Consider the following 14866-nt stretch of genomic DNA (forward strand, 5'->3'; position numbering starts at 1 on the left):
CCAAAGCGACAATTTTCGGAAACGACCTACATACCCATCAACTTATTCGAATCTAGGCTGCGCTCTCTGACTACAGGGAGTAACGCTTATGGCCAATCATGGATACATGACCATCACCGGCAGGCAGCAAGGGTTGATCTCGGCTGGCTGCTCCACCGCAGACTCAATGGGCAACAAGTATCAGTCCGGGCATTGCGACGAGATCATGGTGCTGGCGTACAGTCATAACCTTTCCAACCTCGGCAACACCCAGAACGCCACCCACCGCCCGATTGTCATCAGCAAAAACATAGACAAGGCATCACCGTTACTGGCTCAGGCGCTGGCCAATCGAGAGGAGCTGAAGTGCCTGATCAACTTCTTTCGAATCTCTTCCAGCGGCCACCATGAGAAGTACTACACCATAGAACTCAGGGGCGGGATGGTCGTCGATTTGAGAATCGATGTACCCCACGCGGTTCTCCAGCACGACATGGATGCCCAGGAACACCTTGCCATCCGCTATCGCGACATTTTCTGGACGCATCACCTGGCAGGCACCAGCGGTCATGCCTTTTGGGGGGACAAGCAATGGAGCGAATGAAGAAAAAACCTGAACTGCGCTCACACGATCTATGGGACGTCAGTAGCGCCGCCGCACGCCTGACCAGCTACGCCTGCTCGATCAGTGCCCGACATCTTCAGGATGATGGTGTACGCATGCAATTCAACCGCGAGCTGGCGTACTACGCCAAGCGCGTGGTCGATGATGTCGAGCAGCGACGCTTGAGCCCTGAGGAAGGGCTTAGAGAAATTCAGGAGGAGCAGCGGAGTTTGCTCAAACAGTCGCAGGAGATATTTTTCAAAGGATTCGGTGTGGCTGTTGGCACCGCTCAGGTCGTAGCTGGCGGAGGTATTTGTTACGCCAGTGTTGGATCCCTATGTGTATTTTTTGGAGTACCACTTATGGCACATGGAACAAATAACATTTATGAAAATGGGCGAAATCTCGTTACAAGAAGCAATGATACCGAAGGTCCGGTCCGTAAGGGATATCAGTCCCTTGCTAAAACGGCCGGCTTTCAAAATCGCGAAGGAAATATCGCATACAACAGTATTGACTTAGGTTTATCGGCTTACGGCTTCGGCAGACATGTTCTCAAGAAAGACTCCTGGCGCTTATTTCGCTACCTGAAATCTGACTTCGAGCGGGGCTATAAAAATATGGGGGCAGGGACGCTGGGTTCCGAAGTCATAGCTGACATACTCACAGGAATGCAAATCCATGATGAAATAAAAAAATGATCCCATTAGCATTTATAGGATTTGCAATTATTGGCATTGCGTCTTCTATTTTTTTAAAATTACATTTTTCCGGGCCATCCTTAGGCTGGACCAAGCTATTGTTTTGCTTGGCTTACAATGCCTTTTTTGGGGTTTGCTATCTTTTAATCGCAAAACAGGATCATTTTGTTTATTTCGGATACCGCCCCGACATAATCGAAGACTATCAATTTATTGGCTGGTGCGCTCCACTTCTATTTCTCTTTCATGGATTCAGCTACCCCAAGAAAGAAAAGCGAAGATGAGGCCCAACACCACCTGAAGCGCGCCTCACCTTGCACCCTTTCCGATTCTGGAAAACGGCCTATGTACGCGCATTCAAAAAATTGGAAAACGTATCACTAGCCACTAAAATTATGAACGACGCCATAACAAACAAGAAAGTATGCGACGAATTTAAAAATGATAATTACTGCTTTTTTCGTGTTTGCAACCCTGGGCATTTCATTAGCACTTCTATTAAAGAAGCGCTTCACTGGGGCTGACCTAGGCTGGACAAAGTTCCTCATCTCCTTGACCTGCAATGTCTTTTTCAGCAGTTGCTACCTCTATCTGGTGAACCATGAAAAATACACCTACCTTAGAATTCAAAACTATTCATCGGGTGATTACCCACTCATAGATTGGCTCTCCATGGCACTAGTACTATTTCATGGATGGGCTTATCCGCGAAAGCTATAAAACCCGAGTACGAGCCCAGCGAGAAATGATCCCACCAGCTTTCATCGGGTTTTCGCTTTCTGCAGGGACTCAGCCACCCCACAAAAGGACATCAGCCAACACACCGCAACCGTGGCCACTTACTCAACCACGCCTTACCCGCAATCCGCTCCTCATAAACCTGCCGCTTATCCATCACAAAGCGCCGACTCGGCCTGAGCAGCAGCGCGAACAAGTCATCAAGCCCCAAAGGCGCCGACACTTCACACCTGTCATCGGCAGTACGCCGTACCCCAATGGCGGTAGCCGTTTCACACCAGAAGGACATTGCTTCGGCGGATGAACCGTAGGGCGCATCGCCGTTGCGGCTGTGCATGCGCGCCTGGTTTTTTACCGACCAGTCGATGCCGGGAGCCAGCACGCGCAACGTCGCTTCCAGGCGTTGGTCTTCGGCAGCGTCTGCCCGAGCCGGATCAAACCAGATGACATCCACATCCCCGGTCAGCGCTGACGGCGTACGACCGTGCAAATAATCCCACACCGCATTACGCACAAATCCGGCACCGATCCAGCAGTCCGGCAGATCCAGGCGCCGGACCACCTCAAGCACCTGCCAGCGGCGCGTATCGGTCGAGATAATCTGCTGCACCTGTGCTTCATGATTCATAGCGCATCCTTGCTGAAATACCGACTCGGCGCCGCTCCCAGCACCTTGCGAAACACACTGGTGAACGCACTCGGGCTGCTATAGCCCAGGTCCACCGCCACCCGGGTGATCGGCTCGCCATTGCCCAGGCGCACCACCGCTGCCAACAGGCATGCCTGCTGGCGCCATTCGACAAAGCTGATACCGGTTTGCTGACGAAACAGCCGGGTAAACGTACGCCGGCTCCGGCCCACCTGCCGGGCCATGTCATCGATGCTCACCTCAAGCGAGGGTTGCTGCAACAGCCGCTGGCACGCCTGGGCCAGGCGCGGATCATCCGGCAGCGGCGCATTCAGCGACAGCGGCGCCATGCTGGCGATTTCGTGTAGCAGCAAGGCCATCAAATGACCGTCGCGCTGTTCTTGCGCATACAGCGCCGGCACGTCTGCTGCCTGAATCAGCAACTGGCGCAAAAACGCTGACACATCAAACACCTGACACAACCCCGGCAGCGCCAAACGTGCCGCCGCCTCGTTGCTGATATAGGTGTTGAGCATGGTCACCGGCCCGCTCATGACCATCTCATGGGGCACCTGCGCCGGCACCCAGATCGCCCGTTGCGGCGGCACCACCCAGTTGCCCTGGCGGGTGAACACGGTAATCACCCCACAGGCCGCGTAGGCGAACTGCCCGCGCTGGTGGGTATGCAGCGCGAAGTGATGGCCATCGGCATAATCAACGGCGGTCACCACTACATCGCGGGGAATGTGTTCAGACGGGTCAATTTCAATCATGGCCCGAATCTACCGGCCTGCGACCCGATAACGCAAGCGGGCCAGCGCCTGCATTGCGCATAGTGGCGCCCTGCCCGCCTGTGGATAACAACACCATGCAACCAAAACACTTGCTGCTCGCCGTGCTGGTGACCGCCGTCTGGGGCCTGAACTTCCCCATCAGCAAACTGGCCCTGGCCGAGATCGACCCGCTGTTGCTTACCGCCCTGCGCTTCGGCCTCGCCGCCCTACCCTGGGTATTCTTCATCAAACGCCCGCCCGTGGCCCTGGGTTGGTTGGCCGCCTATGGCTTGATCTTCGGCGTGGCAATGTGGGCGCTGATCAACTTAGGGATCAGCCTGGGCGTGCCACCCGGCACCGCTGCCCTGCTGATCCAGTTCAGTGCCTTCTTCACCTTGGGTTGGGCCGTGCTGCTGTTTCGCGAAGGCATGAGCCTTGGCCAGTGCGTTGGCGTGCTACTCGCAGCCCTCGGCTTGCTCTGCATTATCGCCAGCAGCCCCGGCCAGGCGACGACCGTGGGGTACAGCGTATTGCTGGTCAGCGCCTTCAGCTGGAGCGTTGGCAACGTCATCATCAAACGCTCGAAAGTGCGTGAGATGTTTGCCTTTGTAGTGTGGGCCAGCCTCTTCCCGCCGATCCCCTTGCTGCTGCTCACCTGGCTCAGCCAGGGCAGCGCGCCGTTCACCGCCCTGGCCAGCCACCTTGAGGGCATCGCCCTGCTATCGCTGTTGTTCCAGGTCTACGCGGCGACGCACTTCTGCTACTGGGGCTGGAACCTGTTGCTGCGCGAATACCCGGTTTCAACCGTTGCGCCGCTGTCGTTGCTGATCCCGATATTCGGCATCGCCGGCTCCATCGTCATGCTCGGCCACCACATCGAGCGCAACGAAGGCATCGCCATTGCCCTGATTCTGGCGGCCCTTGCGGCGGGGCTGATCAAGACCCGCCCGCTACTGCGCCGAACGGTCTAAAACCAACCGCGATCATCCTCCAGCTCCTGGCGACAGGCCTTGAGCTGGGCGCCATAGACCCGCGACTGCGCCTCTACCTTGCGCGCCACCTGCATCAGCCACGGCTTGCTGCGATAAGTCCCACGACTAAAACCGCCGCGCCCTTCGTGATAAGCCAGGTACTGGTTGTAGGTATCCCACTTGGAAATCCCCAACTGGCGCTGGGTGCCGGCGGTGTACCAGCCGATGAACATCACCGCGTCATCGAAGTTATCGCGCGAGCCGCCATTGCCGGTGCCGGATTTGTACTCACCCCAGACCGGGTCCTGGGCCTGTGCATAACCATAGGCCGAACTCACCCGCCCCCACGGAATTACCCACAGCAAGTAGTCGCGGGGCGGCAGCGCATCGGAGACGAAGCTGCTTTCCTGCTTCATGATCGCCATCGCCACATGTTGCGGCGTGCCGAACTGCTGCTGCATCTTCAGCGAATCTTCGTACCAGTCCGGGTACTGGCGGTAGATATTGCACAGATTGTTCTGATCCCTCGGCGGCGCCGTGGCGCAGCCCGACAAGACCGCAACCATCAACAGCAGCGCCCACACTCGCCCTTGTTTCATCCATCGCCCCAGCAGAAAAAGAGGGCTTTCGTTGCCCTTCGTATAAAACGCAGCGCCTGGCCGGGCCAGGTTGCGGTGACCTCCTATGATGGCGTGGGTGATGGCAGGGTCACCAGCATGGAGCGTGGATTTGTAACGAATATTCGCGAGAACGGTACTTTAACGGCGGAAATCTTCAGAATTTCCTGATTCCATGTAGTCCATTTCCCAATCATACTTTTGCCGCTTTCAAAGCATTGCAGTGGTCCCGGGAGGACACTAGTCTCGGCCGGTCGTTGGCAATTTCAGCGACCGGTTTTGACAGGCCGACTACACCGTGGACATGTGCAAGCCTTTATGGCGATTGTACGTGGGGCACCTTCGTGTGCGCCGAGTTCTCCGGTGTTCGGTCTGTCAACCCGCGTACAGTTGCCACCCATTTGTTTGACAGCAGATTCGTGGCGGCTCCATTCACCGGGGAGACACCATGTTAAAAATCGTCCCAGATCCTCCGCATCATCCCGACCAATCCATTGAAGACCTTCTCGTCCAGACGTCCGGATATTTGGTCCGTGCGCTGACTATTGCTCAGCAGACCGTGCTGCTCCATCCCAGGCCGCCTGAGCAAGTACTGACCTTGGCCACCATGCACGAGATTGAACACGCCCGAAGCTTGATTGAAGTGGCTTTGAGCAAGGTTCAGTTGAAGCACTGAGGTCAATTTCAGAAGAGCGCCAGTGTTGCCTGGGCAATGCTGGCTGCCTGCTTTGGGAGGTACGGATGAACGATGATCATGCTTCAGCTCTGAAAACGATAGGCGTCGGCACCTTCGGCGAAGGCCCGGGCGGGAAGACCACCGAACGACTGTTTCGGGTTGAGCCAGGGCACAGTGTGGAATTTGTGCTGGAACAGGCAGCTTTGTTGATGGGCTGCGTGAGCAAGCTGACTCATCACGTGATGATTGAAGACAGTGAAGCGATGACTTGTGCGGCTCATTTTCTCAGTGGGATGGCGAAGGCGTTGGTCGAGGATTTAGCGACGGCAAACGAATCGCCTGGTCTCGTAGAAACCTCTTCGCCTTAGTATGGTCTGCTAACCTGCTGCGCCACGGCTTGCGTAAATCTGAAACCCACTGAACGAAGTCCAATGAGTATGAATAAATCACCTCTACTGTTCTCTTTGGCGCTGCTGCTGGCCGTGGGCGTGATGCCCGCACAGGCCAAACAGCGAGCCGCACTGAAAACGCCTGCATCGGGCGTACTCTGCGACCGTTACGTGTGCGCCAATGACAAAGGCATCTCCCGCGATCTAACGGAAAAGTACCTAGGCAAGAAGGCAGCGACGACCGACGTATTCACATCGAGTGACGTTGACCTGACCGAATTCACCTTCGCCAACGGGATATTCTGCGACGTGAAAGAGCGGTTATGTCGCGAAGATCGCTACTACGGCGCGAACGGAGAGCGATCCGGAGCCGTCTCCAAAAAATACACCAAGGCGCTGTTTGGCGAATGACCGAAAGGTAGCGGGCGAGGTTGAACGCGTCTGGTTATCCTCGCCAACACCGCCTCCCTGTTGTACTCAGCCTGCCGCTGTTCCCTTTCTCAAGCAAGCCCCGGCCTTCCCGAGTTCGAAAAATCTTCTCAAATTATCAAGAACATCGTACTCGGTTACTTTCTCGTCCCGAACCATGATGGCCTTTTGTTTAGTTAGCCAGAGATGGTTTTCCTTGTTCTTATTAGGAACTACAGAAATTTCGAAGCTCATCTTTGAGCTCCCCGGCACGGCGCCGGGCAGCTTGGCGTGAGTGAAGTTGAACGTGAGTTCATTGTCTTTGGTGGGCGAGGCGCTTTGCACGCTAGTAATAGGCATTTCGGCTTTTGCAACTGATGGGAGCTTGGCGGAGTACGACACGCTTCCATTGTGTACCTGCTTGGTTATTTCTAAAAAATAATTCTCGTTGTCTTCCGCACTTGCCGGAATCGTGCAGTCTTCACCTTCAGTTGTGAAGTATGTGCCCTCGAAGGCATAAGAGGGTGCTTTCTCACAGGCTACGAGGAACAGCGAAACTGTACCGATTAATACTAACCTCCATTTTTTCACACTGGACACTCCATGAATTCCATTATCCGTAATACTTATCTATGGTACCACCTGAACATCCATACTCAATCCCTGGACCAGCAGAGACACAACAAGACACCAGAAAAAATCAGAAACAACAAAGCCCGCACAAGGAAGGCTTTGTTGGTCATTTCGTGTTGGCCTCAGACAACTAGAAATCAGATATCTGGTGCGGAGACAGACGGACGGTTGTTGGACGTGAGGGCCCGGTTTTCGCGGGGCTGGAATTTGGTGGATTTTTTGATGTACCTCATAGGGTATCTATAAACAAATCAGCTAATTATGGATTTCAGTGGAATCGAATCGGGAATTACGCTGGATCCAATTAGAACTACGCCCACCCGGTTCAAATGCTAGGTGAGGAACGGCAGAAAACGACCCAAAGCTGCCCTTTGTGAATGGCGATCTTAGTCCAGAAGTGGGGCCCGATCGGTGCCTCGCACAATAGGGGGACAGACCACGCCTCATAATTTAAGGGCTCCATGGTAATAAGCCTTCGAGCCCCCTCGCTTGTATATATTCGAGGAATGGAATCGTGGCCTGCCCCTTTCTTTTTCTGTCTTCTTGCACTCTTAGGTATCTCCAGGGTGCTCACGTTGACTGTGCGCTCACTTATTTAACTACTGAGCCGCTTTGCATCCGGCCGCCTATATTCTTATTCGAAAATCGCAACAAAATTAAGTATCACCCAAGTATTTAAATTACCCACATCCCTCCCGATACCACTACCCCGTCAGGAAGCGGTCAAGAGGGATCCGCTAAGTGGGTGCTCCCATGTCAGGGAAAACTTAGAATATGGATGATCGGCAATACCTTCCGCACTGTATTCGCTCGCGTAATGGTTGGACATAGGCTGAAAACTATGATTGAAGCCACCTAACAACAATCCGAGCGGACAACAGCAAACGTCCGTACAATTTTAACCCGCAGGCATAATCTCTTGCTTACCCAAAGTTTCCGCAATAGAAATATCGTAAAAGCTAGCGATAATTTCGTGAAAATTACCACGCGACTGTAGGCTTTTATGAAGCTTTTTGACATACTTCGCGGTGACATCAGACTTCAGCGAAAAATCATCGTTGAAATGAGAAATCCCCAGCTTCAGCAACTCTGGAAGATTTTTTCCGTGCTGCTTGATCAACGACTCAAACGCGGAGTTTTTTCCAAGATAGGCATTTGTGGTTGCTAGGAAAAACAACTCATAAAGACTCCGGTCATCACCAGATACTTCCACCACTTCCAACACCCCCTCACCAATAGCATCTTCAAAATAGTTATAGCCATAGGTATGGCTCATCCCATGCGCCAAGAGATATATGAGCTGGACCGGAGGTAGACTTGACAGCGGATTCTTCCCCTGAAGCGCATCGTCCAGAATTCTAGCTGCAAGTCTAAAGCTGCCGCTCAACCCTTCTTGGATGACTTTATAGGGAGTCAGGTGCCCAGCCAAAAGATATTGCCCGGTTTGAAAGACTTTAACAATTTCTTGCTGCGGAGTAAGATTAGCCACCCCAAAAATTTCCCGCATCAAGTCTGGACAGTCCCGTTTCAGACCAACCAAGAAAAAGTAAACCGTACACCAATATGGATCAAAGACCCTGTCATGAACCAAAGCCGCATTCTCACGCAGCATCTTTTTGGCTGAGAAATATTCGGCAAATGTCCTATGCTTAAATGATAGCGCTAGATTTCTGTTGTTATATTTAAAAACCTCCCTCTTAGCCAGAAACTTATCAAATATAATAGCAGGTTCCATTTTCAGGTTTCTCTCCGCTATGTAGCGCTCAAAGAACCCAAGAACTTCACGAGATGAAACATCGCTGAGCCCGTTCTCGATTACATATGCTCCAAGATCCATACAAACGCTATCAATCACCTCGTACTCTTTTTGGGATTGTAGTCCTTTACTCATATCCCATCGCCCTAAAACCAATTCACAATACTTAGAGTAGAGTTCAGTCATAGTAGATGGAAGCTCTGCAGGGTCCTCCTTAACTATCCTCGCCAGTAAAATCGCAGAGATGGGCGTTTTGGGCAAATGCCTGAACAAAGCGGACCTTTCCATGCCGGCAGTAAGCCGTTCGAGAGCGACCGGATTATCGCAAGCCTTTTCAATAAAGGTTAAAAGTTGCTTTGTGGTTAGAGGAATAAGCTGGAATCGAGAAAAAAATCTGTCAATTTCATTTTTTTCTTTCAGGTCTTCGATTGGGCGACTGGTAACTACTACTTTAACATTGCTTTTTGACCTAACATTTTAACTAATAGCGCGAAGGCGATCTTGGCGAGCCTCCTCGCTAAGCGGAACTTCATCAAGCCCATCGATAAAGATAACGTAAGTATGCTTTTCAGGATCAGTTTGAGACTCATCAACAACCTTGGAAATTATTTTATCAACATCGCCGTGATAAGCTTCCAGATAATCTTTGAAAGTCATACCCACTGGAATAACTTTCTCGTTATTGATTATGGCAGGCTCAGTCATGCGCTCAATTGCCCGCTTTACAAGATTGGACTTACCCGCCCCCATAAATCCTTCGAGGAAAATAGCTTTTTCGTTTTTAATAGCATCATGAATTGTAGATTGGAGGTCTTTACTTTTTCTTCCCTGATCAGGCCTTACTTTTCTTCCGACGCGAACAACTCGCTGCTCAATATTAATATCTTCCTGAAATTCCAAAATTGCCGAATTTCTAGTTAGCCCTTCAGAAAAACTGCGAAGCTTCCTTATGTATTCCCCAAGACTGATGCTGATATCAGTCCAGTACTCAGCGTAAAACCTATCAATAAGCCCCGCAATTTTCTCTCCATCGAAGAAAATAATTTTGGTCTGCTTAAATTTATGATGAATCTTTTGCTGAGCATGCTCGGTAATGGCGTCATTTGTGATTATCCATATCTCGCTTAGAAATATCTTTTTCTTACCATTATCGAATGTGCGCTCCATGCCGCACTCATCAATTTGTCGCTCTATATCTTGAAAATCAAGTTTGATTTTTCCAATCTTAACAATGACGCCGACGTAGGTAGTGATATCTACAACATCATCGACTTTTTCCAATACAAAATCCGCCCCCTTTTCACCAGGCCCTTGGTTATATTCTAAATTCCTGATGTATGGCAACCTATGCAATAATACCCGTAGCAGCGGATGAAAATCTTGCACTTCTCGCTCAAGCTTTTTGAGCCGATTTAATTTTTGTACGTCCATGCGAAGGGGGCCTTTTTTAATGAAAATGCCTTTTACCGTGATGGCGCATTGATGGCCATATGCAATCATATCGCAACTCCGTGGCAGCTTGAAAGGCTCTCCGCACTTAACCATGACTGTATATATGTACAGCCAAAAAAACATTCCAACCTCTCCCGGCTTAATTTTAGTCGCGCCCCAAACTAAATGCTGGGGAGCGCGCACTTAACGAGTAAACAGCAGGGTTGCTGACTCAGCGCGATCACTCAGTCAATTGGCGATCCGAATACCCATGTTTTTTTGCAATCGGCTAACCAGCAACCGCACGGTCAGCAAGTAGTAGTAACGCGTTGCCTCGCTGCGGTTACCGAGGCGATGATCGAGAAACCAAGCCACATGCTTTCTCTGCCAACCCCAAGGAGTTTCAAGCTGCCAGCGCTTTGTAATCTCAGCCTGGATGATTTTCGCCTGTCGCACATGACGTTGCTGGGTTGCGTGCGACCCCGTCAGCACTCCAGTCAAGAACAGTTCTATGTCGAATTGCTTACTCATGTCCGCCCTCCGACGTAGGCAGCGACCACATTGATCCGACCGTGCCCCAGCTCGTAGCTGATTTGCTTCCGGGCCTCACGATCAAGGTTCCTGTTCACCTGGCAACATTGGCCGCCGTTGATAGGCGCGCTATGTTGGGTGATTTGCTCATAGCGCTCACATGCGTATGCCGCTCGTAGCTCATGGAAGCCTTTCAGGTTATGTGCATGCAGGATGTCTCGCGCAGGGCGGATGATTTCTTGCAGGACATTCAGGTAGGCTTGGTGGGGTGCGATCAGGTTGCGGCTACCCACAGGCGACACTTGCCTTGCAAACTCAATGGCACCTCGAACATTCTCGTCCACCGCAATCCAACGTGGCGCCGAGGCGCCGGCGCGGCCGCCTTTAGTGCCGTCTTGGATATTGATCTTGTCGAAGACTTCAGCCTCACGGCTCAGCCGTGGCAAGTCGGCTAGGATCGCCTCACGCAAGCGCATGCCGGTGGCTCGCGCCAACAGAGCGATTGCAGCGGCCCGTTGCTGATGATTGCGGCAAAGCGCATTGACGATCTCATTAACCTGATCGCGGTCTTGGCCTTGCGGAGCCGATTGGCGAACTCCGGTGCGCTGCATTCCCAACGCCTTGCTCGGACTGGGCAATTTCACACACTGATCACCGCGCAGCGCCGCCATTGTCCTGTTAACGCTGGATAGGCGGTTTTGTGCGGTGCTGACAGCAAGGTCACCGCGCCTTACCACGTCACGCAGGTACGCCGCATAGTCCGCCAATACCTTCCGATCAATCTGCCGCGCATCATTGATACCGGCCCCTTGTTCGGAGCGGCACCATCTGACGAATGCCTGCCACCGATCACAGTGTGCCTTCACCGTGCCGTAGTGGCCGCCGCCGAACATGTCTTTCAACGCCTGCGGCCCTGCATAGCTCAGTTGCCTGCCGTAGCCGAAATTGCGGCCATCCCGCCTACCTACCAATGCCATGTCGATCACCTCATCGCCTGTTCTCCGATCCTCGCCCCACGTCATCCCGCCAAGAATGCTGAGTGTTATCAGGGATCAAGGCCCCTGCGACCTGTGGGGAATGTCCTGTACGCGGGACTGGCGGCTCCTTACAACCGGGAGCAAGGGCATCTCATGATCTGGCCTCCTGAACACCGTTGCCGGTGGGCGGGTAGAGGCAGTGCTGGCTGACTAAACCAGCGCCTGAAGATCCTGAGCCGGTTGAACGCAGCAATGCGATGACCGGGGCATGCCTGACTGTCAGTCAGGTGCAGTCCATTCCGTGGTCTGCGGCACCATCATCTACAGCGCTGTTGCTGGTGACATCGGCGTTTGTCACGCCGATTGTCACGATGGGGATTGCCGCAAAGCCTTGTGCGATCAGGGCTGCAGCAGTGTTAGAAGTGCCCGTCTCTTTCCAGAAGAAAGAGACGGGCACAGGTTGGCGCAAAAATTTGGCCAAGCGGATAGGTTGCTGCAGGGCAGCGAGGTACGGAGTATCTGGCGCACGAGCGCTATGTGTGAAAGAGCATTCATCACATGGGTAGTGACCGGGCGAGCTGCCGAATGCTAATCGCCCTTGGGAAGAACCACCGCGTGAGCGGCGTGACCTTGAAGGTTCGGGTCACCTGGGATGCTGTCATCGACAGCGCTTGCACGGCCAGTTCTACGCCTGTGGATAAACACGGTCAAGGGTCGAAATTCACCGCTACTTGGGACGTAAAAAGCGGTTATCCACCGGTGGAATTCCGTGGTAAATCCCGGCCAATGTCGTGGCTTTTAGCTCTTCAAAGTAAGGTCCATCCAAACAGGGCGGCTTTGCAGCCCTGTTTGGATGGACCCGCGTGAAAGAGCAGCCAGCGCCGATCTTACAGGCTCACCCGCGATTGAATGCGCCATGGCCATTTGGCAAGGCGGTGACGTTATCGCCTACCGGATGGGCAAACTCATGCGGAGTGACATGGCCCGATCTGTTGGCATCGATGTAGTTACTCCACCACGCCATGATCAACCGACGCTGCTCCAGAAATTGGGCCTTGTGGATGTAAGCAGCGCGCACGCGGTTACGCTCCTGATGGCTCATCTGCCGCTCAATCGCCGCGTCCGTCCACATCCCTGATTCGAGCAAGGCACTACAAGCCATGGTCCTGAAGCCATGCCCACACACGTCCTTGGTGGTGTCGTACCCCATATTGCGCAGCACCTGGTTAACCGTATTACTCCGACAAGGGTTTCCAGTACCTGTGGTCACCGGGCAAAACCAGTTCAGAGAAGCGATTCAAGCTGCGCAGCCGCTCAAGGATCTCGATGACTTGAGGCGACAGCGGCACTATCTGAATGTCACCACTCATCTTGGTCCCGCGCGTGGAATAGCGGACGCCTTCAATCGGCTTGCGGGTATCAGGGATCTCCCACATCGCACGTTGAAGGTCGAATTCATCCCACCGAGCAAAGCGCAGTTCGCTGGAGCGCACGAACACATGCAACGTCAGCAGCACTGCAAGCCGGGTCAGTTCACGACCGGTGTAGTTGTCGATTCGATCCAACAGTTCAGGAAGGCGGTTTAGCGAGAGTGCGGGACGGTGCACGGTGCGCGGCGCTTGAATCGAGCCGGCCAGATCGAGCGCCGGATTTTGAGTGATCTGCCGCGCCCGCTTCGCGCCCCGCATGATCGTGGATAGATAATTCTGCACACGCAGCGCAACATCCATCGTGCCGCGATCCTTGATCCGCTGGGTGACCTCAAGCAGATCGTGGGTGTCGAGTTCAGCGATAGGCCGCTGGCCAATCAGTGGAAACACATGGGTGCGCAACCTGCTCAGCACCGTTTTGGCGTGCCCCTCAGTCCAACGCCGGGACATTTCGGCGTGCCACTCCAGGGCAACGGTTTCAAACAGAAGACTCGCACGCTGGGCAGCGGTCTTGGCCTTCTGCTTCTCTTCCATCGGATCAAGGTTGTCGAGCAACAGAGCCTTGGCCTCATCGCGCTTTGTCCTCGCGACCGCCAACGAAACGACGGGGTACTTGCCGATGATCAGCGTGCCTTCCTTGCCGTTGGGTTTGAAATACCGCAGCCGCCAAGTCTTCGAACCACTGGGTGCGACGTACAGGTACATGCCCCCGCCGTCGAACAGTTTGTAGGCGCGATCACGCGGTTTGGCCGTGCGGCATTTGAGGTCGCTGAGCGGAGTGGCTAGACGTGGCATAGGGGTACGTTCTCCATTCAGGAAATACGCTGTACCCCAAAAATACCCCCGGTTATTGGGGATTTTGTTGGTTCCCGACGGAGGGTCGTGGAAACTAAAAACCGGCCAGAAGGCCGGTTTAGAGGGCTTCCAAAGCATTCAACGGAATACTCTGGAGCTGGATGTGGTGCCGGAGACAGGAATCGAACCTGCGACCTTCGCGTTACGAGTGCGCTGCTCTACCGACTGAGCTACACCGGCGTGGCGATAACGCTACCACTGCCGGATCGCTTACGCAAATCACTGTTTATTAACAGCAATTGCGTCTGTTTCAGAGGGCTTTGCAGCCTGCCGGGGCGAGGTCTTCGTTGAGGGTGCTGGTGCAGGCCCAGCCGCTTGCGGCGCGGGTCAGGGTGATGGTTTTGTCGGTGGCGATGGCCGGGGCGTCGATCAGGGTGCAGACAATGCTGCCCACGCCCGTGGCCGCGGTGCCGCTGGCGGCAATGGCGCAGTGGGCGGTGCGCTCCTGGCCGCCCAGGGCGGCGACGTTGGCGATGTCTTTGCCTTCGTTCAGGCGCAGGTCGAAGGCGGTCTTCAACGCAGAAATTTCTACCAGGGCCGCCGTGGCTTTGGTGCGGACCTGGCTGTTGGTGTAAATCGGTAAGGCGATGGTCGCCAGAATGCCGATGATCGCCACCACGATCATCAGTTCGATCAAGGTAATACCGCGTTGCCCTTTCATGGACACTCTCCCTCACAAAATCAGTTCATGCCGGCCGCAGTGGTGCGGCGCCAGCAGGCGCGCCAGTAGGCCCGAACAGACACCTTTTGTCACCCTGTGACGGTCATT

15 protein-coding genes, 1 tRNA gene and 1 pseudogene are annotated in these 14866 nt (G+C 53.6%); 6 read left to right on the forward strand and 11 right to left on the reverse strand.

Features of this window, described 5'->3' with window-relative positions; all coding sequences use genetic code 11:
• Positions 1–88: 88 nt before the first annotated feature.
• Together LOY22_RS22500 and LOY22_RS22505 are read left to right on the forward strand one after the other, a co-directional pair.
• Positions 89–583 (forward strand): Hcp family type VI secretion system effector, encoded by a 495-nt coding sequence (locus tag LOY22_RS22500; protein ID WP_123566525.1) that lies wholly within the window; start codon positions 89–91, stop codon positions 581–583.
• Positions 571–1284, forward strand: a complete 714-nt coding sequence (locus LOY22_RS22505; RefSeq protein ID WP_258594890.1) for a DUF4225 domain-containing protein — start codon at positions 571–573, stop codon at positions 1282–1284. Before LOY22_RS22500 ends, LOY22_RS22505 begins: the two co-directional genes overlap by 13 nt.
• A gap of 811 nt (positions 1285–2095) precedes the next feature.
• On the opposite strand, the gene LOY22_RS22510 is transcribed toward LOY22_RS22505, so the two are convergent.
• A complete protein-coding gene (locus LOY22_RS22510) occupies positions 2096–2650 on the reverse strand; it encodes a nucleotidyltransferase family protein (RefSeq protein WP_258594893.1) in 555 nt (184 codons plus the stop codon).
• Positions 2647–3423: a helix-turn-helix domain-containing protein gene (locus LOY22_RS22515; RefSeq protein WP_258594894.1), complete on the reverse strand. Its 777-nt coding sequence runs from the start codon at positions 3421–3423 to the stop codon at positions 2647–2649. Before LOY22_RS22515 ends, LOY22_RS22510 begins: the two co-directional genes overlap by 4 nt.
• A gap of 95 nt (positions 3424–3518) precedes the next feature.
• Here LOY22_RS22515 and LOY22_RS22520 point away from each other — a divergent pair, with 95 nt between their 5' ends.
• Entirely contained in the window at positions 3519–4394 is an 876-nt protein-coding gene (locus LOY22_RS22520) for an EamA family transporter (protein WP_258594896.1), read from the forward strand.
• Here LOY22_RS22520 and LOY22_RS22525 read toward each other — a convergent pair.
• The gene (locus LOY22_RS22525; protein ID WP_258594899.1) at positions 4391–4993 is read right to left on the reverse strand and encodes a hypothetical protein; all 603 of its coding nucleotides are present in this window, start codon (positions 4991–4993) and stop codon (positions 4391–4393) included. The two genes, LOY22_RS22520 and LOY22_RS22525, sit on opposite strands and share 4 nt — an antisense overlap.
• Before the next feature lie 466 nt (positions 4994–5459).
• On the opposite strand from LOY22_RS22525, the gene LOY22_RS22530 reads away from it, so the two are divergent.
• The 3 genes from LOY22_RS22530 (at position 5460) to LOY22_RS22540 (ending at position 6487) form a co-directional block, all read left to right on the forward strand.
• Positions 5460–5687 carry a hypothetical protein gene (locus LOY22_RS22530; protein ID WP_258594901.1) on the forward strand — a complete coding sequence of 76 codons (228 nt, stop codon included), beginning with the start codon at positions 5460–5462 and terminating at the stop codon, positions 5685–5687.
• Positions 5688–5752: 65 nt separating this feature from the next.
• Positions 5753–6055 carry a DUF3077 domain-containing protein gene (locus LOY22_RS22535; protein ID WP_258594903.1) on the forward strand — a complete coding sequence of 101 codons (303 nt, stop codon included), beginning with the start codon at positions 5753–5755 and terminating at the stop codon, positions 6053–6055.
• A gap of 63 nt (positions 6056–6118) precedes the next feature.
• Positions 6119–6487 carry a YcgJ family protein gene (locus LOY22_RS22540; protein WP_258594905.1) on the forward strand — a complete coding sequence of 123 codons (369 nt, stop codon included), beginning with the start codon at positions 6119–6121 and terminating at the stop codon, positions 6485–6487.
• A 66-nt stretch (positions 6488–6553) separates the two neighbouring features.
• On the opposite strand, the gene LOY22_RS22545 is transcribed toward LOY22_RS22540, so the two are convergent.
• From LOY22_RS22545 to LOY22_RS22580, 8 genes and pseudogenes are all read right to left on the reverse strand, one after another.
• On the reverse strand, positions 6554–7084 hold the full coding sequence (locus LOY22_RS22545) for a hypothetical protein (RefSeq protein WP_258594907.1): 531 nt from the start codon (positions 7082–7084) through the stop codon (positions 6554–6556).
• Positions 7085–8015: 931 nt separating this feature from the next.
• On the reverse strand, positions 8016–9059 hold the full coding sequence (locus LOY22_RS22550) for a hypothetical protein (protein WP_258594909.1): 1044 nt from the start codon (positions 9057–9059) through the stop codon (positions 8016–8018).
• Positions 9060–9350: 291 nt separating this feature from the next.
• On the reverse strand, positions 9351–10373 hold the full coding sequence (locus LOY22_RS22555) for a hypothetical protein (protein ID WP_258594911.1): 1023 nt from the start codon (positions 10371–10373) through the stop codon (positions 9351–9353).
• A 180-nt stretch (positions 10374–10553) separates the two neighbouring features.
• Complete coding sequence (locus tag LOY22_RS22560; RefSeq protein WP_258594913.1) at positions 10554–10835, reverse strand: hypothetical protein; 282 nt, start codon at positions 10833–10835, stop codon at positions 10554–10556.
• Positions 10832–11812 (reverse strand): integrase domain-containing protein, encoded by a 981-nt coding sequence (locus LOY22_RS22565; RefSeq protein ID WP_258597840.1) that lies wholly within the window; start codon positions 11810–11812, stop codon positions 10832–10834. The genes LOY22_RS22560 and LOY22_RS22565 overlap by 4 nt, the downstream gene beginning before the upstream one ends.
• An 895-nt stretch (positions 11813–12707) precedes the next feature.
• Positions 12708–14037, reverse strand: a pseudogene (locus LOY22_RS22570) (tyrosine-type recombinase/integrase).
• 164 nt (positions 14038–14201) lie between these two features.
• A tRNA-Thr gene (locus LOY22_RS22575) sits at positions 14202–14277 on the reverse strand.
• Between the two features lie 70 nt (positions 14278–14347).
• Positions 14348–14758 (reverse strand): pilin, encoded by a 411-nt coding sequence (locus tag LOY22_RS22580; RefSeq protein ID WP_093379440.1) that lies wholly within the window; start codon positions 14756–14758, stop codon positions 14348–14350.
• Positions 14759–14866 lie beyond the last annotated feature (108 nt).

The sequence above is a fragment of the Pseudomonas sp. B21-035 genome (assembly GCF_024748945.1).
Lineage (GTDB): Bacteria > Pseudomonadota > Gammaproteobacteria > Pseudomonadales > Pseudomonadaceae > Aquipseudomonas.

Coding starts and splice junctions, on each gene's coding strand:
- LOY22_RS22560 (WP_258594913.1), bottom strand. CDS start 10,835: ATGAGTAAGCAATTCGACATAGAACTGTTCTTGACTGGAGTGCTGACG.
- LOY22_RS22555 (WP_258594911.1), bottom strand. CDS start 10,373: ATGATTGCATATGGCCATCAATGCGCCATCACGGTAAAAGGCATTTTC.
- LOY22_RS22530 (WP_258594901.1), top strand. CDS start 5,460: ATGTTAAAAATCGTCCCAGATCCTCCGCATCATCCCGACCAATCCATT.
- LOY22_RS22540 (WP_258594905.1), top strand. CDS start 6,119: ATGAGTATGAATAAATCACCTCTACTGTTCTCTTTGGCGCTGCTGCTG.
- LOY22_RS22520 (WP_258594896.1), top strand. CDS start 3,519: ATGCAACCAAAACACTTGCTGCTCGCCGTGCTGGTGACCGCCGTCTGG.
- LOY22_RS22580 (WP_093379440.1), bottom strand. CDS start 14,758: ATGAAAGGGCAACGCGGTATTACCTTGATCGAACTGATGATCGTGGTG.
- LOY22_RS22550 (WP_258594909.1), bottom strand. CDS start 9,059: ATGACTGAACTCTACTCTAAGTATTGTGAATTGGTTTTAGGGCGATGG.
- LOY22_RS22535 (WP_258594903.1), top strand. CDS start 5,753: ATGAACGATGATCATGCTTCAGCTCTGAAAACGATAGGCGTCGGCACC.
- LOY22_RS22515 (WP_258594894.1), bottom strand. CDS start 3,423: ATGATTGAAATTGACCCGTCTGAACACATTCCCCGCGATGTAGTGGTG.
- LOY22_RS22510 (WP_258594893.1), bottom strand. CDS start 2,650: ATGAATCATGAAGCACAGGTGCAGCAGATTATCTCGACCGATACGCGC.
- LOY22_RS22525 (WP_258594899.1), bottom strand. CDS start 4,993: ATGAAACAAGGGCGAGTGTGGGCGCTGCTGTTGATGGTTGCGGTCTTG.
- LOY22_RS22505 (WP_258594890.1), top strand. CDS start 571: ATGGAGCGAATGAAGAAAAAACCTGAACTGCGCTCACACGATCTATGG.
- LOY22_RS22500 (WP_123566525.1), top strand. CDS start 89: ATGGCCAATCATGGATACATGACCATCACCGGCAGGCAGCAAGGGTTG.
- LOY22_RS22565 (WP_258597840.1), bottom strand. CDS start 11,812: ATGGCATTGGTAGGTAGGCGGGATGGCCGCAATTTCGGCTACGGCAGG.